This is a genomic window from Sphingomonas sp. PvP056 (assembly GCF_040549155.1).
Lineage (GTDB): Bacteria > Pseudomonadota > Alphaproteobacteria > Sphingomonadales > Sphingomonadaceae > Sphingomonas.
Genome location: NZ_JBEPST010000003.1, coordinates 139695 through 164933 on the forward strand (window position 1 = coordinate 139695; position 25239 = coordinate 164933).

General features: G+C 65.0%; 20 protein-coding genes and 2 tRNA genes. 9 read left to right on the forward strand and 13 right to left on the reverse strand.

Going from position 1 to position 25239, the window contains the following annotated elements:
* Positions 1-24 precede the first annotated feature (24 nt).
* Entirely contained in the window at positions 25-492 is a 468-nt protein-coding gene (locus ABIC17_RS08285; protein WP_354280866.1) for an EF-hand domain-containing protein, read from the forward strand.
* A gap of 4 nt (positions 493-496) precedes the next feature.
* On the opposite strand, the gene trmFO is transcribed toward ABIC17_RS08285, so the two are convergent.
* Entirely contained in the window at positions 497-1828 is a 1332-nt protein-coding gene (gene trmFO / locus ABIC17_RS08290) for a methylenetetrahydrofolate--tRNA-(uracil(54)-C(5))-methyltransferase (FADH(2)-oxidizing) TrmFO (RefSeq protein WP_354280868.1), read from the reverse strand.
* A gap of 132 nt (positions 1829-1960) precedes the next feature.
* Between trmFO and ABIC17_RS08295 the strand changes: the two genes are divergently transcribed.
* On the forward strand, positions 1961-2395 hold the full coding sequence (locus ABIC17_RS08295; protein WP_354280870.1) for a DUF488 domain-containing protein: 435 nt from the start codon (positions 1961-1963) through the stop codon (positions 2393-2395).
* A gap of 18 nt (positions 2396-2413) precedes the next feature.
* On the opposite strand, the gene ABIC17_RS08300 is transcribed toward ABIC17_RS08295, so the two are convergent.
* From ABIC17_RS08300 to yaaA, 4 genes are all read right to left on the reverse strand, one after another.
* Entirely contained in the window at positions 2414-2770 is a 357-nt protein-coding gene (locus ABIC17_RS08300; protein ID WP_354280871.1) for a DUF952 domain-containing protein, read from the reverse strand.
* Positions 2767-5538 (reverse strand): DNA gyrase subunit A, encoded by a 2772-nt coding sequence (gene gyrA / locus ABIC17_RS08305; RefSeq protein WP_354280873.1) that lies wholly within the window; start codon positions 5536-5538, stop codon positions 2767-2769. The genes ABIC17_RS08300 and gyrA overlap by 4 nt, the downstream gene beginning before the upstream one ends.
* Positions 5539-5627: 89 nt before the next feature.
* Complete coding sequence (locus ABIC17_RS08310) at positions 5628-6323, reverse strand: SDR family NAD(P)-dependent oxidoreductase (protein WP_354280875.1); 696 nt, start codon at positions 6321-6323, stop codon at positions 5628-5630.
* Positions 6320-7072: a peroxide stress protein YaaA gene (yaaA, locus tag ABIC17_RS08315; RefSeq protein ID WP_354280877.1), complete on the reverse strand. Its 753-nt coding sequence runs from the start codon at positions 7070-7072 to the stop codon at positions 6320-6322. Before yaaA ends, ABIC17_RS08310 begins: the two co-directional genes overlap by 4 nt.
* A gap of 197 nt (positions 7073-7269) precedes the next feature.
* Here yaaA and ABIC17_RS08320 point away from each other — a divergent pair, with 197 nt between their 5' ends.
* Positions 7270-8550, forward strand: coding sequence for a tetratricopeptide repeat protein (locus tag ABIC17_RS08320; RefSeq protein WP_354280878.1), 1281 nt, complete (start codon positions 7270-7272; stop codon positions 8548-8550).
* A 68-nt stretch (positions 8551-8618) separates the two neighbouring features.
* Here ABIC17_RS08320 and ABIC17_RS08325 read toward each other — a convergent pair whose 3' ends face one another.
* Positions 8619-9086, reverse strand: coding sequence for an Lrp/AsnC family transcriptional regulator (locus ABIC17_RS08325; RefSeq protein WP_354280880.1), 468 nt, complete (start codon positions 9084-9086; stop codon positions 8619-8621).
* A gap of 185 nt (positions 9087-9271) precedes the next feature.
* On the opposite strand from ABIC17_RS08325, the gene ABIC17_RS08330 reads away from it, so the two are divergent.
* The 3 genes from ABIC17_RS08330 to ABIC17_RS08340 all read left to right on the forward strand — a co-directional run bounded on the left by ABIC17_RS08330 (position 9272) and on the right by ABIC17_RS08340 (position 11623).
* On the forward strand, positions 9272-11008 hold the full coding sequence (locus ABIC17_RS08330; protein ID WP_354280882.1) for a sensor histidine kinase: 1737 nt from the start codon (positions 9272-9274) through the stop codon (positions 11006-11008).
* A gap of 348 nt (positions 11009-11356) precedes the next feature.
* Positions 11357-11433 (forward strand) — tRNA-Ile (locus tag ABIC17_RS08335).
* A gap of 113 nt (positions 11434-11546) precedes the next feature.
* Positions 11547-11623 (forward strand) — tRNA-Pro (locus ABIC17_RS08340).
* A gap of 68 nt (positions 11624-11691) precedes the next feature.
* Here the strand turns inward: ABIC17_RS08340 and ABIC17_RS08345 are convergent.
* From ABIC17_RS08345 to ABIC17_RS08360, 4 genes are all read right to left on the reverse strand, one after another.
* Complete coding sequence (locus ABIC17_RS08345; protein WP_354280884.1) at positions 11692-12648, reverse strand: hypothetical protein; 957 nt, start codon at positions 12646-12648, stop codon at positions 11692-11694.
* Between the two features lie 310 nt (positions 12649-12958).
* Complete coding sequence (locus tag ABIC17_RS08350) at positions 12959-13456, reverse strand: DUF1993 domain-containing protein (protein WP_354280885.1); 498 nt, start codon at positions 13454-13456, stop codon at positions 12959-12961.
* A 285-nt stretch (positions 13457-13741) separates the two neighbouring features.
* Positions 13742-14713, reverse strand: a complete 972-nt coding sequence (locus ABIC17_RS08355) for an alpha/beta hydrolase family protein (protein ID WP_354280887.1) — start codon at positions 14711-14713, stop codon at positions 13742-13744.
* 93 nt (positions 14714-14806) lie between these two features.
* Positions 14807-15463, reverse strand: coding sequence for a hypothetical protein (locus tag ABIC17_RS08360; RefSeq protein WP_354280889.1), 657 nt, complete (start codon positions 15461-15463; stop codon positions 14807-14809).
* Between the two features lie 479 nt (positions 15464-15942).
* Between ABIC17_RS08360 and ABIC17_RS08365 the strand changes: the two genes are divergently transcribed.
* From ABIC17_RS08365 to ABIC17_RS08375, 3 genes are all read left to right on the forward strand, one after another.
* Entirely contained in the window at positions 15943-16560 is a 618-nt protein-coding gene (locus tag ABIC17_RS08365; RefSeq protein ID WP_354280891.1) for a TetR/AcrR family transcriptional regulator, read from the forward strand.
* A gap of 123 nt (positions 16561-16683) precedes the next feature.
* Positions 16684-19149, forward strand: a complete 2466-nt coding sequence (locus tag ABIC17_RS08370; protein ID WP_354280892.1) for a TonB-dependent receptor — start codon at positions 16684-16686, stop codon at positions 19147-19149.
* 70 nt (positions 19150-19219) lie between these two features.
* The gene (locus ABIC17_RS08375; protein ID WP_354280894.1) at positions 19220-20374 is read left to right on the forward strand and encodes a CehA/McbA family metallohydrolase; all 1155 of its coding nucleotides are present in this window, start codon (positions 19220-19222) and stop codon (positions 20372-20374) included.
* A gap of 93 nt (positions 20375-20467) precedes the next feature.
* Here ABIC17_RS08375 and ABIC17_RS08380 read toward each other — a convergent pair whose 3' ends face one another.
* From ABIC17_RS08380 to ABIC17_RS08390, 3 genes are read right to left on the reverse strand one after another with little or no spacing between them, the layout of a single operon-like run.
* Positions 20468-21448 (reverse strand): phospholipase C/P1 nuclease family protein, encoded by a 981-nt coding sequence (locus ABIC17_RS08380; RefSeq protein ID WP_354280896.1) that lies wholly within the window; start codon positions 21446-21448, stop codon positions 20468-20470.
* A 13-nt stretch (positions 21449-21461) separates the two neighbouring features.
* Positions 21462-22619: a YdcF family protein gene (locus ABIC17_RS08385; RefSeq protein ID WP_354281648.1), complete on the reverse strand. Its 1158-nt coding sequence runs from the start codon at positions 22617-22619 to the stop codon at positions 21462-21464.
* Positions 22620-22645: 26 nt separating this feature from the next.
* Positions 22646-25183 (reverse strand): TonB-dependent receptor, encoded by a 2538-nt coding sequence (locus tag ABIC17_RS08390; protein WP_354280897.1) that lies wholly within the window; start codon positions 25181-25183, stop codon positions 22646-22648.
* Positions 25184-25239 lie beyond the last annotated feature (56 nt).

A 25239-nucleotide genomic window follows, 5' to 3' on the forward strand; every position in this document is an offset into this window, starting at 1 on the left:
GGGCGGGGACAGGGGGGATAGCAGATGTGGCGGTATATCGTGGGGTGCGTGGCGACGCTTGCGTTGGTCACGGCAGGGGTGTTGCTGCTCAATCGCAATGCGCGCTCGGTCGCTGCACTACCGCAGGCGGCGCTGGTGCAAGGCGGGGAGGGACCGGGACTGCCCGACGTGGCGCCTGCCGCGAGCGAACAGACCCGCGCGGCGAGGCGGTTCGATCGCTACGATCAGGACAGCAACGGGTCGGTCGCGCGCGAGGAATATCTGGCACCGCGGCGCAAGGCGTTCGTGCGGCTCGACGCCAACCATGATGGCGCGCTGTCGTTCGACGAATGGGCGGTCAAGACCGAGGCCCGGTTCGCCGAAGCGGACAAGGACAAGTCGGGGAGCATGACGCCCACCGAATTCGCGGCGACCGCACCCAAGCGCAAGCCGCCCCGGATCCGGCGCGACTGTCCGCCATCTGCCGCCGCCGCCCCTGGCGACGACGGCTGACCGGTCACGCCACCGCGAGCCAGTCGCCAAGCGCGGTGCGCGCCCGGTCGGTGTACATCTTCTTGCGGTCGGCCTTCTTGGTCCGGCCGGGGATCGGCGGGAACAGCCCGAAGTTGACGTTCATCGGCTGATAGGTATCCGCGACCGCCGCGCCGGTAATGTGGTGCAGCAACGCGCCGAGCGCAGTCGTCACGGGCGGCGGCGTCATCGCGCGACCGCCGAGTTCGGCGACCGCGAACCGCCCTGCCATCAGCCCGACCGCGGCGCTTTCGACATAGCCTTCGCACCCCGTGATCTGCCCCGCGAACCGGACGTTCGGGCGCGACTTCAGCCGCAGCGTCGGGTCGAGCAATTCGGGCGAGCGGATGAAGGTGTTGCGGTGCAGGCCACCCAGCCGCGCGAACTCGGCATTCTCCAAACCGGGGATCGTGCGGAACAGGCGAACCTGTTCGGAATGCTTGAGCTTGGTCTGGAAGCCGACGATGTTCCACAGCGTCCCGCTGGCATTGTCCTGCCGCAATTGAACGACCGCGTACGGCCAGCGCCCGGTGCGCGGATCATCGAGCCCGACGGGCTTCATCGGCCCGTAGCGCAACGTATCGACCCCGCGCGATGCCGCGACTTCGATCGGCATGCAGCCTTCGAAATAGGGCGTATTCTGCTCCCATTCCTTGAACTCGGTCTTCTCACCCTCGATCAGCCCGGTGTGGAAGGCGATATACTGCTCCTGGTTGAGGGCGCAGTTGATGTAGTCCTTACCTTCGCCCTTGTTCCAGCGCGACTGGAACCAGGCGGTGTCCATGTCGATGCTGTCGAAATGGACGATCGGCGCGATCGCATCGAAGAAGGCGAGCGAATCGGAACCCGTCGCGGACCCGATGCTCGACGCGAGCCCGGCCGCAGTCAGCGGACCGGTCGCGACGATTACGGGCGTGTCCGGCAGGGTATCGACGCGTTCCCGCACGACCGTGATGTTGGGATGCCCCTCCAGCGCCGCGGTGACTCCAGCCGAGAAACCGTCGCGATCGACCGCGAGCGCTGATCCGGCGGGGACCTTGTGGATGTCGGCTTCGCGCAGGATCAGCGATCCCAGCGTCCGCATCTCCTGGTGGATCAACCCGACCGCATTGCTGTCCGCATCGTCCGAGCGGAAGCTGTTCGAGCAGACCAGCTCGGCCAGCCCGTCGGTCTGATGCGCGGGCGTCATTTCGCCGCCACGGTCCGCGGGTGCGCCGCGCATTTCCGAGAGACGGACCTTGAAGCCCGCCTCGGCGAGCTGCCATGCGGCCTCAGACCCGGCGAGGCCGCCGCCGATGATGTGAATGTCCTGTGTCATGCCGGTCTCTTTGGCCATCACGGCACACCGGTCAACCATTCCTCCGCAGGTCGGGGTGCTTGCGACCGGGTAACCCACGATACCATATGGCTATTGGCGGCACGGTTCGTCGCTCGATCAGGAACGCCTTGCATGAAAATCTTCACGATCGGCTATGAGGCCGCGACGATGGACGGGTTCCTGTCCGCGCTCACCAGGGCGGGCGTTGCGCGCGTTATCGATGTTCGCGCGCTACCCTTGTCGCGGCGGCCGGGGTTCTCGAAGACGTCGCTGGCTGCGTCGCTTGCAACCGTCGGGATCGACTATGTCCACCTGAAGGCGCTGGGCACGCCCAAGGCGGGGCGCGATGCGGCCAAGAAGGGCGACGTGGCAACGCTCGAGGCGGTCTACGCCGACCAGCTCGAGCTTCCCGAGGCGCAGGTGCAGGCGGCACGGATGCTCGAACTCGCAGCGGAACGGCCTAGCGCGTTGCTATGCTACGAACGCGACCCCCGCCATTGCCACCGCACGTTGCTGCTGGAGGCGGAGGCACAGGGGGCCGAGGTCGTCGACCTGTATGTGGATTAGGGTGACGGTTGGCGGCCCTCAGCCTGCGACGGGCAGGGCCACCTTGCCAGTCTCGTCACGCGTCAACGGACCGTAGGCAATCACCGTCTCGAGCAGTAACGGCCCGCCGTACAGATGCGGGAACAACTGACCGCCGCGCGACTCTTCCCACTTCAGGCTCGCGCCGAACGATCCGAGATCGACCGCTGCGACATGCAGATCGCTTTGCCCGGCGAAATGCTTGTCGACGGTTTCGGTGAGTTGATCCGCCGTCGAGAGATGGATGTAGCCATCGGCAAGGTCGACCGGCGCACCGGCGAACGACCCGTCCGTCTCAAGCGCCGTCATCTGCTCGGCGGTGAGCACCTTGTAGGCAGTAAGGGGCAGGTCGCTCATTCGCCATCCTCCGGACCAGCTGCGCTGTCGTCGCTCGTGTCCGCGCCTTCGTCCGGCGCAAGCTCGATCTTGGTCAGGTCGCGGACGTCCGCCTCGGCATCGCCTTCGGCTTCCTCGATCCGTGCCGCCGAGACGACATGTTCGTTCTTGCCGACATCGAACAGTCGCACGCCCGCCGAGTTCCGCCCGATCACGCGCATCGAGCCGAGCGTGGTGCGGATCACCTTCGCCTGGTCGGTGACGAGCATCAGCTGGTGGCCCTTGGTCGCCGCGAAGCTCGCGACGACCGGACCGTTGCGCGGGATGTTGTCGATGTTGGTGATGCCCTGGCCACCGCGACCGCTGCGGCGATAGTCATAAGCCGAGGACAGCTTGCCGTACCCGTTGGCGCAGACCGTCAGGATGAACTGCTCGCGCTCCATCAATTCCTGATAGCGGCCGGTGTCCATCGTCGGCTCGCCGTCACGCTCGCCCTTCCACGGCGCGAAGCGGAGATAATCCTCGCGTTCCTCCGGCGTCGCGCCGACGCGGTGGAGGATCGAGAGCGAGATGACCTTGTCGTCGCCCTTGAGCAGCATGCCGCGCACGCCGGTCGAGTTACGGCTCTGGAACTCGCGGACTTCGTCGGCGGCGAAGCGGATCGCCTTGCCGGCGCGCGTCGCGAGCAGGACGTCGTCATGCTCGCTGAGCAAAGCAACGCCGATCAGCCGGTCCTCGGCATCGATGCCTTCGAACTTCATCGCGATCTTGCCTGCGGTGGGCACATTGGTGAACGCGTCCATCGAGTTGCGCCGCACGCTGCCGCCCGCGGTCGCGAACATCACGTGGAGCTTGGCCCATTCGGCCTCGTCCTCCGGCAGCGCCAGCACGGTCGAGATCGTCTCGCCATCGGCGAGCGGGAGCAGGTTGATCATCGGACGACCACGCGTGGCGGCGCCACCTTCGGGAAGCTTCCAGACCTTCATCCGGTAGACCTTGCCGAGCGTCGAGAAGAACAGGACCGGGGTGTGGGTGCTCGTCACGAACAGGTTCGTGATCGCGTCCTCGTCCTTGGTCGCCATGCCGGCGCGGCCCTTGCCGCCGCGCGCCTGTGCGCGGAACGTGTCGAGCGTGGTGCGCTTGATATAGCCCTGCATCGTCACGGTGACGACCATGTCCTCGCGCTCGATCAGATCCTCGTCGTCGATGCCATCGGCGGCAGCGGCGATTTCGGTCTTGCGCGGCGTCGCGAATTCGGCGCGGACCGCGACGAGTTCCTCGCGCATGACCGCGTACAGCTTCGCGCGGTTGCCGAGGATCTCGAGTAGCTCGGAGATCGAATCGGCGAGGCCCTGGAGCTCGTTGCCGATCTCGTCGCGACCCAGCGCGGTGAGGCGGTGGAGGCGGAGATCGAGGATCGCGCGGACCTGCGCTTCGGACAGGCGATAGGTGTCGCCGGTGACCTCAGCTTCGACCGCCTCGACCAGCTTGATGTAGGGCGCGATCTCGGCGACCGGCCAGTCACGGCTGAGCAACGCTTCGCGCGCGGCGGCGGGGCTGGACGATCCGCGGATGATCTTGACGACTTCATCGAGGTTGGTGACCGCGATGACGAGACCGAGCAACAGATGCGCGCGCTCGCGTGCCTTTGCCAGTTCGAACTTCGAACGCCGCGTGATCACTTCCTCGCGGAAGGTGATGAACGACGTCAGGATGTCGCGCAGGTTGAGCAGTTCGGGCCGACCGCCACGAATCGCGAGCATGTTGGCGGGGAAGCTCGATTGCGCAGGCGTGTGCCGCCACAACTGGTTGAGCACCACGTCCGGGGTCGCATCGCGCTTGAGATCGATGACGATGCGGACGCCTTCGCGGTTCGATTCGTCGCGAATGTCGCTGACGCCTTCGATCCGCTTTTCCTTGGCGGCGTCGGCGATCTTCTCGACCAGGCCGTTCTTGCCGGTCTGGAACGGGATTGCGGTCAGGACGATCGAGCGACGGTCGCCGCGGCCTTCCTCGATGACGTAGCGCGAGCGCACGATCACCGAGCCACGCCCGGTTTCATAGGCCGAACGCGCACCCGCGCGGCCGAGGATGATCGCGCCGGTCGGGAAATCGGGGCCGGGGACGATCTCGATCAGTTCGTCGGTGGTCACTTCGTCGCGTGCGCCAGTGGCGGCGTCGATCAGCGCGAGCGTCGCGTCGACGACTTCGCCCAGATTGTGCGGCGGGATGTTGGTCGCCATGCCGACCGCGATGCCGCCCGCGCCGTTGACGAGCAGGTTGGGGAAACGCGCCGGGAGCACCGCAGGCTCGCGTTCGGAGCCGTCATAATTGGGGACGAAGTCGACCGTATCCTTGTCGATATCCTCGAGCAGCGAATTCGCGACCTTGGCGAGACGCGCCTCGGTATAGCGCATTGCCGCAGGCGGATCGGGATCCATCGAGCCGAAGTTGCCCTGACCGTCCATCAACGGCACGCGCATCGACCAGTCCTGCGTCATGCGCGCAAGCGCATCGTAGATCGAGCTGTCGCCGTGCGGATGGTATTTACCCATCGCGTCACCGACGATGCGTGCGCACTTGCGATAGGGGCGGTTGTAGACGAACCCGCTTTCCGACGCGGACCAGAGGATCCGGCGGTGGACCGGCTTCAGGCCGTCACGAACGTCGGGCAATGCGCGCGCGACGATCACGCTCATCGCATAGTCGAGGTAGCTCGACTTCATCTCGTCGACGATCGAGATCGGGGCAATATCGGAAGGGTCGGCGAGTAGCGTCTCGTCGGTCAATTTGCGGCGCCTTAGGCTGTGTTACGGGATTGCGACAACCCTAGCGGGTCGTGCGGGTGAATGCCACCCCCGAGCGGCATCCGAAACGATCAGAAGGGGACTTCTCCGCCCTCGTAATCGAACAGCTTGCCGCTGTCGGGAACCTTCAATCCTTCGATCGTATCGAGCAATTGCAACGCGGCACGCTCGGTATCGAACAAACGCCCCGGCTGGACATTGCCTTGAAACGGTCTGGACAGTGCGGTGTTCACGGTGCCGGGGTGCAGGCCGACGACGATCGCGCGGTCGTTGCGGCGCTTCTCCTCGATCGCGGCGGTCCGGATCAGCTGGTTGAGCGCGGCCTTGGCGGCGCGATACCCGTACCAGCCGCCCAGCTTGTTGTCGGAGATACTCCCCACGCGCGCCGAGAGCGCGGCGAAGACGCACCGTCCGGTCCTGGGCATGACCGGGAGGAAATGCTTGGCGACGATCGCCGGTCCGATCGCGTTGATCGCGAAGGAACGCGCGAGCCAGGCGGGATCGAGCTCGCGCAGCGCCTTCTCGGGGCCGCGTTCGCCTTCGTGCAACAGGCCGGTCGCGACGATGACCAGCGTGGGGGCGGAGCCCTTGGCCACATGGGCTGCGGCTGCGGCGATCGTGGCTTCCTTCTCCAGATCGAGATGGAGATCGCCCTCGCGCGACCGTGCGAAGCCATAGACGTGGTCGAAAACGCCTTCGTCGAGAAGCGCCGCTTCCAGTGCCGCGCCGATCCCGCCGGATGCGCCGATGATGACCGCGGACGTCATGCGCGGGTAAACCTCCAGCGATCCGCGGTGCTTTCGTCCGCGTCGTAGCGATAGCCGTCGCTGTCGAACCCCTTCATCGCCTCGATATCGGTGATCCGGTGTTCGCACAGCCAGCGTGCGACCATGCCGCGCGCCTTCTTGGCGTGGAAACTGACGAAGCGGGGGCCATCGGGGCCGGGTTCGCGGAAATCGACATCGATCACGCGCACATCCTCCAGCTTGTCGGCGACCGCATGGAAATACTCCTGGCTGGCGAGGTTGAGGACGACGCCCGACCCTTCCTCGGCAACGGTATCGCGCACCGCAGCCGCAATGCGGTCGCCCCACCAGTCGTACAGCGACTTGCGCCGCGGTGCCCAGCGCGTGCCCATTTCCAGACGATACGGACGCATCGCGTCGAACGGGCGGAGCAAGCCGTAGAGCCCGGACAACAGGCGGACATGATCCTGTGCGAAGTCGAGCGCGGGGGCATCGAGCGTGGCAGCCTCGAGGCCGGTATAAACGTCACCCGCGAACGCGAACAGCGCAGGCCGCTCGGGCGAATCGGCGAAGGTGGCGAAGCGGTCGGCGTTGAGTTTTGCCAGTTTCGGTGAAATGCTCATCAATTCGGACAAGCGTTTTTGCGAAAGATGCGCGGCCGCTTTTGCGAGCGTTTGCGCCTCGCTTTCGAACTGCGGGCGGGTCGGTTCGATCGGCGGCAGCGCACTGTCGTAATCGAGCGTTTTGGCGGGGGAGAGCAGGGCAATCATCGTTTGCGGCGGTAGCCCCGCGTCCTTCGCGCGTCAAAGTGTTGCGCACCGTTTCGGAAGGGAACCTCAGCGAGTTCAAGCGTTGTTCAGCCCGGTGGCCGCAATCGGCGTCGCTTGACGGTGGTACCCGTGGCGCTAGAGCGGCTTGGCATTTCCCCCGCAAGGTTGCCCTTTCGAGGCATGAGGAGAGTTCGGCGATGAAGAAGGTTTCGAAGATTGCACTGGCCGGGGCGCTTGTCGTCTCGATCAACGGTGCTGCGTTGATTGCGCCTGCGTTTGCGAAGAAGAAGGAAGAAGCAGCGGCCGGGCCGACGATTTCGAAGGAAGTTCGCGATGGTTTCGTTACGGCGAAGGCCGCGCTGGAAGCAACGCCGAAGGATCTCCCGAAGGCTGAGGCGAGCATCGCCGCGATGGATGCGGCCGCCAAGTCGGATTACGAGAAGTACATCGCGAGCAGCCTGCGTCTCGCGCTCGTCAACGCACAGAGCACGGGCCAGACCGACGCTCAGCGTGCAGCCGCGCTTGCGCCGATGCTCGACGCGCTGATCGCCAACCCGGCGACGCCGAAGAACGAAGTCGCGATCCGCACCAATGAGCGCGCCGGCCTGTCCTTCACGCAGAAGAAGTATGCCGAAGCCGCCGCTGGCTATCAGAAGGCGAAGGACCTCGGGTACACCGACGCCGATCTGCTGCTGAACATGGCGCGGTCGAAGGTCGAGGCGGGTGACGTCGACGGTGGCGTCGCGGCGCTCGATCAGGCGGTCAAGGCAGAGGAAGCCGCTGGTCGCGTGCCGCCGGAAGCCTGGTACAAATATGCGTTCACGCGCCTGTACAAGGCCGGCAAGGACGAGGCAGGCGATGCGTGGACCGCAGGCTGGCTCTCGCATTACGGCACCAAGCAGAACTGGCGCGCGGCGATCTACACGTTCGGTTTCCAGGGTCCGAACGCCGCCAAGTACAGCAAGAACCGCGTCGACCTGTTCCGCCTGATGTGGGCGACGAAGAGCCAGGCTGGCCAAACCGAATATCTGCAGTACGCTGATTCGGCGCTGAAGGTCGGTCTGCCGAACGAAGCGAAGGTCGTGCTCGACGAGGGCGCTGCCGCGAACGTTGTTCCGGCGACCAACGTCCTCGGCAAGGAACTGTCCGGTCTCGCCAAGACCGGGATCGCGGGCAGCACGCCGGCGGCGACCAAGGAAAAGAACGCCCAGGCAGCCGCCAAGGGTGATCTCGCCGGGCAAGCGGGCGACGCCTATTTCGGGTCGCGCAACTATACCAAGGCGGTCGAAATGTACCGTCTGGCCGAAAGCAAGGGCCCGACCGACGCGGATCGCAACAGCCTGCACCTCGGCATGGCGCTCGCGCTGTCGGGCGACAAGGAGGGTGCCAAGGCGGCCCTCGCCAAGGTCGCGAGCGAGCCCAACAAGTCGATCGCACGGCTGTGGCAGACCTATGTCGCGGCACCGCCCGCGGCGTAACGCTTCAACGGCGAACAATAAAAAAGGGCGGTCCGTTCGGGCCGCCCTTTTTCATGTCCGTTGCGGGTTCAGGAGCTACGGATCGGGATCCCCGGAAGCGACTTGGCGGTCCGGATCGTCAGCGAGGTCTTGACGCTCGCGACGTTCGGCGCAGGCGTCAGCTGGGTCATCAGGATCTCCTGGAAGCCCTTCAGATCACTCGCAACAATCTTCAAGATGAAGTCGATCTCACCGTTCAGCATGTGGCATTCGCGGACTTCCGGGATCGTCGCGACATGCTGTTCGAACGCCGCCAGATCCTGCTCGGCCTGACTGCGCAGGCTGACCATCGCGAACACGGTGATCGGATATCCGAGTGTTGCCGGGTCGATTTCGGCATGGTAGCCGCGGATCGCACCGGCTTCCTCCAGCGCGCGTACACGGCGCAAACACGGCGGCGCGGTGAGGCCTACGCGCTCGGCGAGATCGACGTTGGTCATCCGCCCGTCGTCCTGCAGCAATTCCAGGATGCGTCGGTCGATCGAATCAAAGGACATTACGTAAAGCTCCTTGGCAAAGCGCGTTTGCCATCGTGTCGTTGGCGGGCGATATAATATAATTACCGCGTAACGCAATTGTCCCACATTGCTCCGTCGTAAAATCTTCGGTTTCGAAAGCAGTTGCGTGCGCGTAGAACCGGTGCGACGCTCGACCGTAACGATACCCCCGAGGATTGCCGCCTTTGCGTTTCGACGACAGCCTTGAAACCGTCCTGTCCGGCGACATGACCTCCCCGATCGGTGCGCAACTCGCCTGGCGGCAGCTGGTCGATCTGATCGGGCGCGGACGTGCGCCTGCCAATGACGACGTCATCGCGCGGTTGCGGATGATCCGCGGATCGGTGCCGCCGCCGGTGCGCACTGCGAGTGCACGCGCGATCGCTGACGCGGTGCCACCGCTGGCGTTGGTGATGGTGTTCGCGGAAGACGAGATCGCGGTCGCGGCTCCGGTCCTGCGGGGGGCGCAACTCGCGCCGGCGGACTGGGCGGAGTTGCTGCCGCTTCTGTCCCCGACAGGGCGCTCGATCCTGCGCCATCGACGCGATCTTGCGGGGGAAGTGGTGGCCATGCTGGCAAGCTTCGGCAGTGTGGATTTCGTCCTCGCTCCTCCGGAAACGGTCGACCGTGCGGAGGAAGGCGCGGCGCCGGACGAACGCACGATGCGCTGCCCCGCTTCCGACGACGCGGGTACGGTGGCCACTCCGATCGGTGGCGCAACAGAAACGTCGGTCTCGCCGGCCGCCCAAGGGGGCAAAAATCCGCCTGGCGGATCGTCTGACATCGCCGAGATGCTCAAGCGGATCGCCGCTTATCAGCGCACGCGTGCCGCCACGCTTGCGGAACGCAGCGCGCGGCCCGCTGCACCGGAGCAAAGTGTGCCAAGTGATCAGTTTGATTTCGAAGCGGACGCCTCGGGCACGATCCGCTGGGTCGACGGGATAGCGCGTGCGGCGCTCGTCGGAATCTCGCTGGCGCAGGCATCCAGCGAGGAGGGAGTGTCCGGGGTCGAGCGCGCAGTCGCGGAGGCATTCCGTGCAAGGGCGGATTTCCAGGAGTTGCGCCTGTTTGTCGCCGGACGGTCGGAGGCGGCAGGAACATGGCAGATCAGCGCCGGGCCGGTGTTCGACGGCGCGACCGGCGGCTTCAGCGGTTTTCGCGGAACGGCCAGCCGCGCCGACGCCGACGACCTTGCCGCACCGCTCGTGCCCAACGCGTCCGCAGTGGCCGATGCGTTGCGCCAACTTGTCCACGAACTGCGCACGCCGACCAACGCCATCGCCGGCTTTGCCGAGATGATCGAAACCGAGATGCTCGGTCCGGTCGCCGAGACCTACCGCGAACACGCGACCGACATTCGCCACCAGACGGCAGACTTGCTGGGCGCGATCGAGGACATGGACACGGCCGCGCGGGAGCAGACGGTTGCGGGCCAGTCGCCTGGCGAACGCGTCTCGGTTACCGACATGCTCGATCGGATCGCGACCGATCTTGCCCCTTTGGCAACGCTGCGCGGGGCTACCATCGCGCTTCACGGGCTCGATGGAGCGCTGTGCATCGCGGGCGACGGTCGTGCGATCGAGCGGTTGATCAGCAGGTTGCTGGCAACGCTGGTCGCCGCCACCCGTCCACGCGAGCAGATCGGCGTGGTCGTATCCGCGATCGGATCCGACCGGATCCGTCTTTTGTTCGACCGGCCTCGGGGGCTGGCGAGCGATACCGATGAAGACCTGGCGACGACCTCCGCGGACGCACCGGACGATGCAGATAGTGCACCAACGCTCGGCACCGGCTTTGCGCTGCGGCTGATCGCAAACCTTGCCTCCGAACTGGGCGGTGGGCTCGATATCGGGCGAGAAGCGCTGACTTTGCAGCTGCCGACCAGAACCACACGTCCGCGCGAGCAGACTTCGCGCCGCTGATCGTGGCCCTGAGCAGCTTCCGCACGATTGCAGTCTGTCTTTGCTGATGGGTTCGCCCCCGCGAGTCGCATTGACGCCGAACACCATGCGCGGCGCGGACACGCTGAAGGCAATTGCGGTCGCGCATATCGGCCGCATTCGCTCGCTCGGCTTGGCGTTCCTCGCTGCCTTCAGGGCAGGCCCATACGCTCCACGGGAACCATCTTGAGGGTTCGCCGCAAAGCCAGTGTTGTGACAGCCTGTTCTTACGGATTTCGCACGACGCGAGGCCAGGGCGGCATCGCCGCGCGAGGTGATTTTGTCTGCAGGCTTGCCAGCGGCGGGCGGTGGACGCTAACGGAGAGGGGGGGGCCTGTAGCTCAACTGGTTAGAGCTGGCCGCTCATAACGGCTAGGTTGCGGGTTCAAGTCCTGCCGGGCCCACCATTCTTCGCTTGCCTTCCGCAACCGCGCACGGCAAAGCCGCGCGGAGCGGCGCTGAGGTGCCGCAGACCGGAGATCCGGGCAGGGCGGAACGATCCGCCTCGCCCAAACTGGATCGGGGAGTGGCGCAGTCCGGTAGCGCGCCTGCTTTGGGAGCAGGATGTCGCAGGTTCGAATCCTGTCTCCCCGACCATTCTTTTTACAGCTCAGGTATCGCAGATCTCCGCGCCTACCTTGCGAGATTGTGCCCAAATCCCAATCCTAACTTCCGCCCGCAGGTTCTTCTGCACCTACGGTGGCAGAACGAACGCGAAAGCCGAAGCCATTCTCGCTGGTCCAGACCATCGTCACCGGTGCTTGAGTGCTGCGATTGCCAGTAAACCGGACGATCACCCCCTCTATTTTCACCCGGTCGGCCGTTTCGCCGATGATGTGTCGGGGAAAGACAGACGCGTTCTCGAGCTGGCTCGACCAAATTTTCGCGGCCGCCGCCGAACCCTCGGCGGTCGTACCGGCCCAATCGATTCGAGCTTGATCGAAGAACAGATGGCGGATTGCGTATTCTGTACGGTCGCCGCGAGTGCTCGCGAACCAATCGCTTCCATACGCATTGCGCGCGAGCGCAGCGGCGGCGCGGTCGCCTTCCAGCAGGGTGCACCCGGCAAGTCGGGCAATATCGTTGCGGTACTGTCGGGCATCGAGCAGCGCACAGGCCGGCAACGCCGCTACTGCCTCGCGGGCCAGGTTGAACGCGAGCGGCACTGCCAGCCCGGTATCGCAAGTGGACTGGACGGCCTTGCGGATGGCAGCGGGACGGCCTGAGCGGGCAGGGTCGACCGCTTCGACGGACACCGACCAAGGATGGAGGCAGATTGACAGGCCGTCCGCACTGGACACCGGCGCAAGCGTACGGTCAAAAAGCGCGGCTGCGGAGCGCACGCGTTCCCAGGTGTCGAGGGGCACGGCCGTCGCCAGCGTGCCGCCGGCGGCAGTCCGGACCTCTACACGAGGTTCCTCGCCGGGACGGCGCATGAAAGCAACCACGCCTGCCGGTTTGCCATAGCCGTCGATGAAAGACGCGCGGACAATTTCGCCGCCGCTACTGGCGACGCTCTGTACCGTAGGCAGAGGGTAAGGCCCCGGCTTCGGCCCTGCCGTATTTGCCTGAGGGGCAAGGGCAGACGCAATGGCGATAACGATAGTAGGCGCTTGCATCATCGGGGGTTCTCCGGACTGTTGCTGCCTTCTGCCTTCTTCGGAAGGCCTGTCGTAAACACGTGCTTTCCGATGCCACCGCCAAAGCCACGTACGCCGCCGTTCATCAAAGATAAGCGCGCGTGGCCAACCCTGTCGCTATACCCGCGTAACCGAAAATCCGATGATAGAGGTTTGCCGTCACTGGCGATCGTTACCGTATAACTAGGTCCGTTCCGTGTACTGACCTCGTAAAGCAACAGCGGGGCCGATCAGGTCGCGACGCGAGCACGACTGACCACGCGCAACGGCGGCGTCCGGGTGTCTCCCCCGCTCAAACCTTCATGCGCGGCATACCGAGAAAATCGCGTTTGCCGAGTTTCATTCCTTGAGCGCGAAGGATCGCATAGGCCGTCGTCGCGTGAAAATAGAAGTTCGGCTGTGAGAACGACAACAGAAAGTTCGCGCCCGTGAACGGCATCCTCATCTCGCCAAACGCGAATTGCGTGTCTGCGTCAGCCAGCGCGTCGATGGTATCGCGATCGAGCGCCGAGAGCTCTGCTGCGGTGTGTTGCAGGATATCGCGGAGACCGGCGAGATCGGTCGGCCAGGCGCTCATGTCGGGCGAGAAGCTACCGGTACGCGCGCCGTGGATGCCGCCGATCGAGTGCACCGCACAGGATTTGATCTGGTAGCCGAGCGGCAGCATGTCGGGCGCAAGCCGAGCGTCGACGAGGTCGGCCTGCGTCATATCGCGCTCCACACAGAACGCCTCGGCCTTGCCGATGATGCCGTCGAGCGCACCGAGGATCTGAATGTTGGAGGGGATCACGGCGTCGTAAAGGGAGAAGGACATGTCACGCTCCGGCTGTTTGCACGAGCATGGCGGTTCCAGCGGCGATATGCCAGCGACGACGCTTCGAATCCCGGTCGATGCATTGCCGGGCGGCTAAGCCCGTACTGCCGACCGGACGACCTTTGCGCCGAGGCGACGCGCGAACCCTTATGATGACCCGGTCGATCGAAACGATCTGTACGGCGCGGGCTGCTAGGGAATTGGGGGGCTGCGACGCGTTGAGCCTTACGAACGGGGTTTTGCCATGGCGCGAAAGGAACGTCAGCGAAGGGTGACGGCAGGCTTCGCATGCTTGCCGATCCAGTCCGCCATAGTGTTGAGCGCGAGGGGAGCGATCGTCTCCTCGATGTCGTTATATTCCCCGACGGTCCCGGTCTTGGCCGTCTGGAACAGGTGGTTGAGGCCCGGCAGTTCGACGATGGTGACATCGGGATTGGCTTTGGTCGCCAGGCGGATCGCCGGCAGGTTCTGCTCGGGGAGCACTTGCCCGTCCCGCGCGCCGTTCAGGGCGAGGATCGGGCATGTCACCGCCGCCAGCGTCGGGCGGGGATCGTAGTCGAGCAGGTCGCGCATCCATCCCGAGCTGAGCGCCGTCGCCATCATCTCGGCCTGTCCGTTCGCGCGGATCGTGGCGCTGCCCTCCGACGCGATGACCTTCATCGCGCGCGCTTTCGCTTCCGCCGCGTCCTTCGACCCGCGCATCGCCGCCATGACGTGATCGATCAGGCGTTGATCGCGGCGGATCTTCGCGGGCGTCTGGCCCATTGCGGGCGATAGCCGGGCGCGCTGCGCGGCCAGCACTTGCGACAGGGGTACGCCGGGGCCGGCCAGCAGGACGATGAACGCGATCTGCGGATCCCGGGCGGCAACCTTCGGAGCGACCACGCCGCCCTCGCTAGGCCGGATCAGGCCGATCCGCTTTGGATCGATGTCGCTACGATTGCGCAGGAAGGCGACATCGGCGGCGACATCGCGCACGAAATCGTCGTCGGTCGCGGCGGCAAAGTCCCCGGTCGACTGTGCGACACCGCGATCGTCCATGCGCAGCACCGCGATCCCGTCGCGCGTGAGCCGGTCGGCGATCACCGCGAACGGCTTGTGCCCGAGGATCGTTTCGTCGCGGTCTTGCCCCGCCGACCCCGTGATCAGCACCACCGCGGGAAACGGACCTTTGCCTTCGGGCAGGGTCAACGTGCCCGCCAGGCGCACGCCGGGTGCGCTTTCCACCGTCACCGTGTCGGCGCGGTAAGGAAAGGGGGGCTGCGGCGTCTGCGGGCGTCGGGGGGCCGCTGCCTGCGTCGCGCGTCGGGCGAGGACCAGCGCGCCCTAATAGTCGGGGCCGCTCCAATTGCCGTCGATCGCGTGGCCATCGGCGGCGAGTGTTCCGGTGAAGCTGCTGCCGTTGAAGCTGAATCGAACGGTCTGGCCGGTGCGCGCGAGCGTGGAGAGCGGCACGCCGTACGCAAGCTGGTCGGGCGAATCGAGCGTGACGACCGTCCCGCGGGCATCGGTTGTGACGTGGACGATCAGGCGGATGGTGGCACCCGCGGGCGTGATCGCTCCCGTCCACTCCCCGTCGAGGCCGGCGATCACCCGCGTGTCCGGCTTGCCCGCGGTCAGGACGAGCGGAAGCGCCGCGCCCTGCCGCCATTCGCCGACCCAGGCCTTGCGCGCTTCGTCCCAACGCCCGGTATAGCTGCCGTGGATCGCCGCAACCGCGAAGCCGAGTGTGCCGCCGTCCACCGTCACGCTGTCGAGCGGGATCGGGGCAGGGGTCTGGTCGGGGCTCTGCATCACGCCGCTGTAGCCGCCACCGGGCGCGGCGGTGATCGTCACGCCGATCCGCAGCGCGACTCCGGGCGGAACGCTGAGCGTGCCGTGCCAATCCCCCGCCACCTGCTGCGCCCGCGCCCCACCGGGCGCGATCGCTGCGATCGCGAGCAGTGCTGCGAGCAATGCGTGCCAACCAAAGATCCTGGCCATCCCCTGTTTCCTCTTTTGCGTCCCGGTCGAACGAGACCGATCCCGGCCTGATTGGTAGCGAAGGGCAATCCCCAGGCGTCATCGCGTTTCGGACGATGCGATATGGTACAAGAGATACAGTCTTCATGCCTGAAGAGGGGTACTATTGCGAAGTACTGCAAGACTGGCGGGAAGGTAACGATAGGTTTATTTGCTCAAAACGGCGCAAACTAAACATAGCCGGATCCGTTGGTCAGGCAAGTGGTCTGTCCGGTTACAGGCTGGACCCCGAGCGCGTCGGGGCTTGCTGCCCGTTGCTCTGCTCGCGCCGGTGGCAGACGACGACGGCGGCAACCCCGTGGCCAGACCGTCGGCGGACGCGATCGGTGCAGGCGCGGTGCAGGCGATCCCTTCTCAGCCAGCCGTCTTTCCCCCAAGGACGCTCTCTCCCCGGCTGCGACGACCGGAGGATTCGGGCGGGGTATCGGGGGGGGCGACGTTTGAGCAGTCATCGGAAGCCGGTTCAGGCGCGGGCGCAGCGGACCTATGACGCGTTGCTCGATGCGGCGGGGCATCTGCTCGGCGAAGTCGGGGTCGAACGCATTTCGAGCAACATGATCTGCGAGCGGGCTGGCACCACGCCGCCCGCTTTCTACCGCTATTTCGACGACAAATATGCGATCATCGCGGCGCTCGCCGAGCGGCTGATGAAGCGGCAGAACGTCGCGCTGGAGACCTGGGTTGCGCGCTACGCAGGCGCCAAACTCGACGTGCTGGCCGGGAAGACGGTCGAATTGCTGCGGATGATGCATGCGATCACGAGCAGCGAACCCGGTGCCTTGTGGATCATGCGGTCGCTCCACGCGGTACCGAGCCTGACGCACATCCGGTTGCAATCGCACAATTTCGTCGCGGACACGCTGACCGATCTCTACGCGCCGCATCTGCCCCACGTCGACCGCGCGCTGCTGCGGCGGCGGACCCGGCTTTCGGTCGAACTGGCCTATTCGATCGACGAGATGCTGAAAGAAGAGGACGTCGACCCCGAAGCGGTGTTCGCGGATGCCGGTTTCGTGTTCAAGGCGATGTTCGATTATCCCGAATACCGGCGGCCCTGAAGCTTTCGTGACAATCGCAAGTCGCTGGTGTCATTAAAATGATACCTTAAACTACCATATGCCGCCCCGACTCGACAAAGGGTGGGGCTTGCAATGACTTATTCGGTAGTATCCCGCACGGCTGTGGCCGTTGCGATCGCTGGCGCTGCACTTTCGAGCGGGACCGCCGTCGCGCAGACCGATCCGACCGCGGTGTCCGACCCGACGCAGACCGCGACCAGCGGCGACGATATCGTCGTCACCGGCCGCGCGGGCGTGAAGGGGCAGCGCAAGGTCGATACCAGCTATGCGATCTCGACCATCTCGGACCAGGACCTGCGGGTCCGCGCACCGATTGGCGTGGCCGAGGCGCTCAAGCAGGTGCCGGGCTTCTACACCACGCCGACCGGGGGCGAAGTCAGCAGCGGGGTGCGCGTCCGCGGCATTCCGAGCGACGGTTTCCAGACGGTCGCGCTGCTTGAGGACGGCATTCCGATCCAGGGCGATCCAGGGCTCGGCTGGCTCAACGGCGACCAGTCGCTGCGGATCGACCAGACGGTCGAGCGGATCGAAGTCGTGCGCGGCGGGCCCTCGGCGATCTTCTATTCGAACGCGCCGGGCGCTGCGATCAACTTCATCACGCGGCGCGGCGGCGACCATCTGGAGGGCCTGGTCCGCTACGAAGGATCGAGCTACAATTCGCACCGCGTCGACGGCTGGATCGGCGGACCGATCGGCAAGAGCGGGTGGCGCTTCTTCACCGGCGGCTATTACCGGCTGTCGGACGGCCCGCACAATTCGGGCTTCACGCAGGACAAGGGCGGGCAGATCCGCCTCAACGTCTCGCGCGATTTCGATCGCGGATCGGTGACGCTGGGTGTCAAGCGGATCGACGAGCGCGTCGGTTATTGGGGCGGCGGGATCTACACGACCGACCGCGCGGGCGACATCGTCAGCGTGCCGGGGCTCAACAACCGCAAGGAGAATATCGCGGGGCCAGACACGCGCTATTTCACCTTCCTGACGCCGGGCGGCGACGTGAAGTTCGACAATGCGCTCGGCAGCACGGTGAAGCTCACGCAGCTCAGCCTGCACGCGGACTATGCGCTGAGCGACACGTTCAAGATCCAGGAAAATCTCCGGTATCGCGACAGCTTCACGCAGCGCAACAGCATCACGCCCTATTCGGTCGCCCCCGCCGGCAGCTTCCTGAGCGCCAATTACGGCAAGGCGGTCAACGCCGCCGCGCGCCAGAGCCTCGGCCTGTTCTACCGCGATTCCGGCGCGGCGTTCGACCTCAAGAACCAGAATGGCAACGGCCTCGCGCTCGTCGATCTCGCGCGCACGCATACCGTGCCGCTGGAAGAGGTCATCAACGATACGCGGGTCGTCGGTGCGGTCGATCTGCTGGGGCATCACAACCTCGCGCTCGGCTTCTATTTCGCGCATGAGAACGAGCAATATGGCGCGCTGAGCGCATCGGTGCTGACCGACGTCACCAACCATGCCGACGTGCTTGACGTCTATCTGCTGTCCAACACCGGCGCGAAGCTCGCGCCGCTCACCAATGGCGGCGTGGTCGGCTACGGCGCGGAATATGCCAATGGCAGCGGCAAATCGGACAATATCGCGGTCTATGCGAGCGACGAGTGGCAGATCACCCCGCGCTTCCGGCTCGACGGCGGCGTGCGCTACGAACAGATTCAGACATCGGGCCGGGTCGAGGGCAGCAAGAAGATCAACCTTGGCCAGAGCGCGACCCCGGCGGACGATTCGGTCGGCGTCGGCACCGGCGTGTTCACGCCCTTCTCGCGCAAATATGACGGCTTCGCCTATACCGCCGGGGCCAATTACCAGCTCCGTCCGTATGTCGGCGCGTTCGTCCGCTACACCAACACCTTCCGCCTGCCCGCGATCTCCAACTTCATCACCAACGCGGGCGCGACCCCGGTGGTGCAGAAGCTCAACATGTTGGAAGCCGGGCTGAAATATTCGCGCGGGCCGGTCGATTTCTACGCCACCGGGTTCCGCACGATCTACAACAGCTATCAGATCAGCGACTATCGGACGCTCACGAACGGGTTGCTGTCGCCGTTCACGGTCTACGGCGACACCAACACCAAGGGGATCGAGCTCGAGGCGACGCTCCGCCCGGTCAAGTGGTTCGATCTCCACGCGTCCTGGACGTACCAGGACTCGCGCTTTTCCGACTTCGTCTACACCAACAGCGCTGGGCAGCTGACCGACTATTCGCACCACCGGCTCAACGGCATTCCCGAAAACACCTTCCGCATCACCCCCGGCGTCACGCTGTTCGGCGACAGGCTGCGGGTGCAGGCGGACGTCAACTATAACGGCCAGCTCTATACCGACGTCGCCAACCAGATCAGCCTGCCGTCCTATGCCAGCGTTGACCTGCAGGCGCAGGTCAATGTGACGCCCAGGCTGCAGCTCCAGCTGATCGCGCAGAACCTTACCAACTCGCTCGGGCTCGCCAACGGCAATCCGCGGGCGGGCACGATCGACAATAGCGAGGCGGGGCAGGCGGTGTTCATCGGCAGCTCGATGTATCAACGCAACGTCCGCGCCGCGGTCACCTACCGCTTCTGAAACACCGGCACTGGCCCGCTTTGGCGGTCCGGTGCCGGCCCCGTGTTCCCCGGTCCGAAGGATACCGCCTGTGCTCGCAACCCTCTTGTCCGCTGCCGCCCTGCTCGCCGCCACGCCCCCCGTCGCGCCCGAACCAAAGATCCCGCCGGTCGCTAGCCTCGACGACGGCGTCTGGCTGAAGGGCGATCTCCACCTTCACTCGCGCCACAGCAAGGATTCGAGCAACAATCCCGAGGCGAAGATCATCCGCTTCGCCGAGACGATCGGCTTCGATTACATCGCGATCACCGATCACGACAATCACGTCGCGGGCGACATCGCGCACAACACGTGGAGCGACCCCGAATTCAAATCAAAGTCGGTGATCCTGCTGTACGGTGCGGAATGGACGACCGATCGCGGCCACGGCAACGTCTTCTCCGCCAAACCCTATGACCATCAACGGCTGTACGACGTGCGCGATGCGCGCGATGCCAAGATCCTCGCGGTCAAGAAAGCGCTCGGGATCCATCTCTCGGCGAACCATCCGAGCGGCAAGGACCATTTCGGTTTCTCCTACGACATGGTCGATTCGATCGAAGTGTGGAACTCGGCGATCTGGAGCCGCAACGCCGCCGCGATGATGATCTGGGACGACATGCTCCGTTCGGGCCGCAAGCTGACCGGGCGGGGCGGCAGCGATTCGCATCACGGCGTCCCCGACACGCCCGCGCAGGCGGTGCCGAACAGCAATCAGGCTACCGCCAATTACGTCGGCACGCCGACGACCTGGGTGTTCGCCAAGAACCGCTCCGCGCAGGCGGTGGTCGATGCGCTGACCAACGGGCGCGTATCGGTCAGCGCGAACCCGAACGATCCGCGGGTCGAGTTGCGCGCCGATCTCGATGGCGACGGCAAGCCCGACATGATGATGGGCGACAACGCACGTGCGACGGGCAAGCCGGTGACGTTCGAGGTGAAGCTCACCGGCGGGGCGGCGAAGACGACGGTGTACCGCGTCAAGGTCGTCCGGAACGGCGAGGATTTCGGCGCGTACACCACCGATCCGGCGACCGGGACGGCGCATTTCACCGATACGCCGGCGCAGGGCGTGCGGAGCTACTACCGCGTCACGGTCGAGGGCGCGCAGACCCCCTATCCGCAGATACCGAATTCGATGGCGCTGAGCGGGACCATGATCGCTTTGTCCAACCCGGTGTTCTTCAACTTCGATCCGAACTTCTAGGGTCGAATTGCGCAACTCCCGTTTGGCGAACACGCATCCTCAAGCCGAAGACCCCCACGGGGTCTTCGGTACCGCGTCGCCGTATTGGCTCGTTCAGTCGGGGGCGGAGCCGGTTTCGGGATTGAAGTTCGGATTGTTGAAATCGATCGGCGAGGGATCGACCTTCGCCGGCGGCTGCGCGCTTTCCTCCCAGGCGCGGCACAGCATGTCCCGCAGCATCGTGGCCCCCGCGGTCGTCTGGGTGTAGATCATCTCGCGGACGGCCGTGTCCGCGGGATTGGCGAAACCGTCACGCTTCTCCAGCTTGTAGACCGTTTCCATCTTGTCCCCGGCGGCATCCAGGAAAGCGAGGACGCTGTTGAACATGTCGCCGTCGCGGTGCCCGGGTGCGCCGATGCGCGGCGCGATATCCGCGACCGACAGCTTCATCCCATCGACAAAGGAGCTCTCGAACCGTCCGTGGATCGAACGGTCGGTGGTGTACCCCTTGGGGTTGGGGCCGCGCCAGCCGTCGCTGTTGACCGAATCATGCAACGGCTGCGCGCCGTCGCCGATGTAATGGCCGAGCCGGATCGTATCGAACGCGCAATGCTGCTCGGGCACGGAGGCGTCGCGGTGTTCCGCCTGTGCTTTTCGGATCTGGCGCATGCACACGACGATCCGGTCAAAGGCCTCGATCGCGGCATAGGGCAGGGTGCCGGTCCAGCGGACATTGGTGCGCGCGGCGGTCGCGGGGTCGCTGTCCTTGATCGTCTCATAGTGTTTGTAGAGCGCGATCACGAACTCATAGCGCGACCGTGGGATCGGCTTGACGAAGGTGAACTGCTCGCGGAACCAGCCGTGGTTGGGATCTTCCTCGATCTTCGCGAAATTCTCCGCGTTGCCGCGCCAGCTGTCGGGGAGCGAGGCGGACTGGCCGATATAATCCTCGTACTTGCGCAGGAACGACGGGCCGTCTGCGGGGATCGCCTCGATCGCGGCGCGGTCGATGACGGTATGGGCGGTGCCGCCCCAGCCGTGTGCCATCGAGGGGAGGGCGATCGCCACGATCGTGGCGTAGCAGGCAAGGCGCATGATGGTCTCCGGATCAGGGATCGAGTGGGTCGCGCGGATCGACGCGCCCGGATTGCGGCGCGGGACGGAATTCGAGCGCGGTCGGGGACAGGCGGCGCCCGATCGTCCCCGGACGATACCCCAGTTCGGCACGGTTGCGCTCTTGGAATGCGGGGCTTTCGATCGTGGCACTCTGGACCGGGTTGCAGACGATCAGCGTGTCCATCGCCAAGGGGGCGTGCATTGCCAGCAACAGCCGCGTGGCGTTGCGCAGGTTGGTCGTGGTGTGGCGGGCATATGGCTCGATCACGATCGCATCGGGCGGCACGCCGTAGCGCTCGATCAGCGCACGGCGCATTTCTTCTGCTTCGGTGAAGCGCGTGGCGCGGGGATGGGCGCGTCCGCCGGTTACGATGATGAACGGAATATCGCCCTCGGCAAAGCGGGTCGCAGCCAGGCGGAGGTGATATTTGCCGAACGGACTGAGCGGCATGTCCGGTGTTTCCGGCCCGACCCCGGTGACGATCATCGCACTGTAGCGATAGCGTTTCCAGTCGAGGCCATGCGCGCGCTTCATCGGGGTGGCATTCAAGCCACCTGTCATTGGCTCAAAGCCGATCGCGTCGGTGCGGTCGCTGGCATCCAGCAGTGCCAGCGCGAAGTCCGCGCTTGGGTCGAGCGTTTGCGCCGAGCCTTCCCGCGGGGCCTGCGAGAGCCAGGTGGCCGCCGCCAGGCGGGCGCGGGTTTCCTCCGGCGCGATCGTTCCCGGCCCGTCGATCGCGGAATAGCGCGGGACCTGACCCAAGCCGTACGTGCGGACGATCACGTTGATGCCCTCGATCTCGCGTGCCGCTTGCGCCGCCGGACCGTCGTCCGCCGACGGGATCGTCGTCTGGGGAATTGCGACAGCCAGGCTGGCGGCTAGAACGGCAGCTTCGCTCTGCGTCCAGATCATTGCCTGCGCGATGCAGGTCACGTCCTGCGCACAGGTCGCTCGCCGAACCGAACGCATGCGAAGAATGTCTGCAACGTCTGGCCGTGCAGCAAGCGCCGTCATTGCCGCAGGGTTGTGCCCGAGCTTGTCCAGCAAAGGGAACAGGCGCTGCGATAGCCGGTCGGTCACCGCGTCACGGACTGCCCCAGCGGCGGCTACCCCCGGCGCAGCCGCTAGCGCGAGCGCGATGATCGTCATCGCCACCCGCGCTGGCCGACCCGCCGTCACCAGGATTTGCCAATCACGAGGCGGAAGTTGCGACCGAAGATCGGCCGTCCGTAGATCGCCTCCGCATTGCCCTGGCCACTCAGCGAATCGGTCCGGGTATTGCCCTCGGTCAGACCGTGCGCGTTGAACAGATTGTCCCCGACCACTTGCACCTGCCACGATCCGTGGCAAAGCGTCACGCCCGCCCCGGTCGTTCCATAGGCCGGCAGCGCCGTGTTGTTGTACAGGTCGACGTAGCGCTTACCCATATAGGTGAAGCGACCATAGACCGAGATCTTCGTCCCGTTCGTGTCGAAGTCGAAGCTCGGGCGGATATTGCCATAGACCTTGGGCTGGCGGACGATCTGGTTGCCTTCTGCCTGCGTCGGATCGGCCCCCGTCGAGCTTTCGAAGTTTTTGTATTTCGGATCGCTGATCGTCAGCGCGCCGTTGAGCGAGAACCAGGGTTTGACCTGCCAGGCGCCGTCGAATTCGATCCCCTTGACCTTCGCCTTGCCGATAAAGGGGACATTCACGTCGTTGCGGCCGGTGGTCGGGTCGAATGCGAGGAACGAGGCATTGAGCGGGTCGAAGTTGGTGTAGAAGCCGGTGACGTAGAGGTAGGAGCGTCCCGAGGCGAGCTTCAACCCCGCCTCATACTGGTCGGCGACGGTGGTCAGGATCGTCGGGTTGATGCTCATCACCGTCTGCACGTTGGGCGGCGTTTCCAGATGCGAGGCGCGGCCATACACGCCGACATGATTGCTGAAGTCATAATTCGCCCCGACCGTCCAGTTGGTCGCCTTCGGGGAGAGTTTCTGGTTGAGGATCGCGCCGGTGAACGCGCGGGTGGTATCATCGGCCAGCGTCGTCGCGTCGCCGAGGTTTGCTTGCGCCGTCAGCGAGGCGTACCCGGTGTATTTATAGCGTTCGTGGCGGATGCCGGCGTCGATCCGGAGCCCCTTGACGATTTCCCACGTGTCGTTGGCGTAAAGCGCGAACATCTTTGCATCGGAATCACCCTGACTCAGCGTCGCGGCGTAATTCAGCACGCCATTATCGGTAACGCGACCGAGCGCTGTCCCGGCGGCGGAATAGGCGACCAGTTCCAGCGTACGCGGCTGGCCGCGGACCTCGATCAGGTAGTTCTGGTACAGCGTCTTGCTGTCCTCGCCGTAAAGGCTGCCGTAAAAGCCGACCTTCAGATCATGGCTGCCGAAGCCGGTGTCGAAGCGCTTGGCGACCGACAGGTTGGTCTGTGCCGAGTAAAAGCTGGAATGGATGTCGCGGTACTGGCCCTGCATGACGAGGCCCGACGCGGCATTGGGGTCATAGACGGTGTTCGTGCCCGCCAGCACATAGCCCAACCGCGACACCGCACCGAACGCAGCGGTGGTCCGCGCCAGATAGCTGTTCGCGAACGCATTGCCGTCAACCGGGTTGGTGGTCGAATAGAACGCTGCGAAGTCCAGCTTGCCCTTGGTGAACCCGCCCTTTGCGGAAACCAGCCAGCCATTGAAATCCGCGTCATATTGCGCCCCGACATTGACCATCTGCATATGGCGGCCATCGGACAGATCGCTGTTGCGGTTCTGGATCACACCGGCACCGTCGCGGTATTTCAGATTGACGTCGCGCAAGGCCGGCGAGTTCATCGTGCCGTTGAAATAGTCGATGTAGGGGTCGAGCGACACGCTTGGGTTGCGGGGGTCGGCGGTCGGGATTGGCAAATAGAAGGTATTGTGATCGTTGACGTAATTGACGTTCAACTTGATCGAACCATTGTCCAGCTCGTGCAAAATGTTGGCCCGGATCTGTCCGCCCTTGTCGTTCGGAAAGCCATTGTCGCGGTAGCCGTCGTGATAGCGCAGGAAGCCGCCGACCGCATAATAGGTCTTCTCGGAGATCGGCCCAGCCTGATATGCGTCGAGCCGGTAGAGGCCGGTATCGCCGAGCGTCAGCTGCGCCTTGCCGCGGGTCACGTCCTTGCCCGTCACGGTGATCGCGTTGACGATTGCGCCTGAATAGCTGGCATAGACGGGAGCCGGGCCGCCGCGGACGACCTCGACATGGTCGGTCATCAGATCCTGTTTCAGGATCGCGTCACCACGGAAGAACACGCCGTCATTCTCGTGGAACAGCGGCAGGCCGTCCTGCTGAAAGCTGACGAAGCCGCCGTCGTTCGGCAGACCGCGGATACGGTAGATGTTCTGGACCTCGCCGCCGGTGATTTCGGTTTGAAACCCGGGGAGCTGACCGATCAGATCGGCGAAATTGACCGGGGCGATCTTCTCGACGTCTTCTTTCGAGATGGTGTTGATCGCGTAGGATACGTCGAAGCGGCGCTGCGCGCGCGTCGACCCGGTGACGATGATATCGGTCCCCTCCTGATCAGCCTTTTCCACGGCGGCCTTGTCGACTGGTGCCGAGTCGACTGATGTCGTCGTCGCTGGGGTAGTGTCGGGTGTGCCGACAGCCTGTGCACCAGCCGGCGCGGAGAGAGCGGTGGACAGCGCTACAAGGGCGGTGCCCGTGGCGAACAGAGTTTTGAGCATGGACCCCCCAGGATGATTTGGGTCGCCGACCGGCGACGTGGTCCCCATGGCTGCTC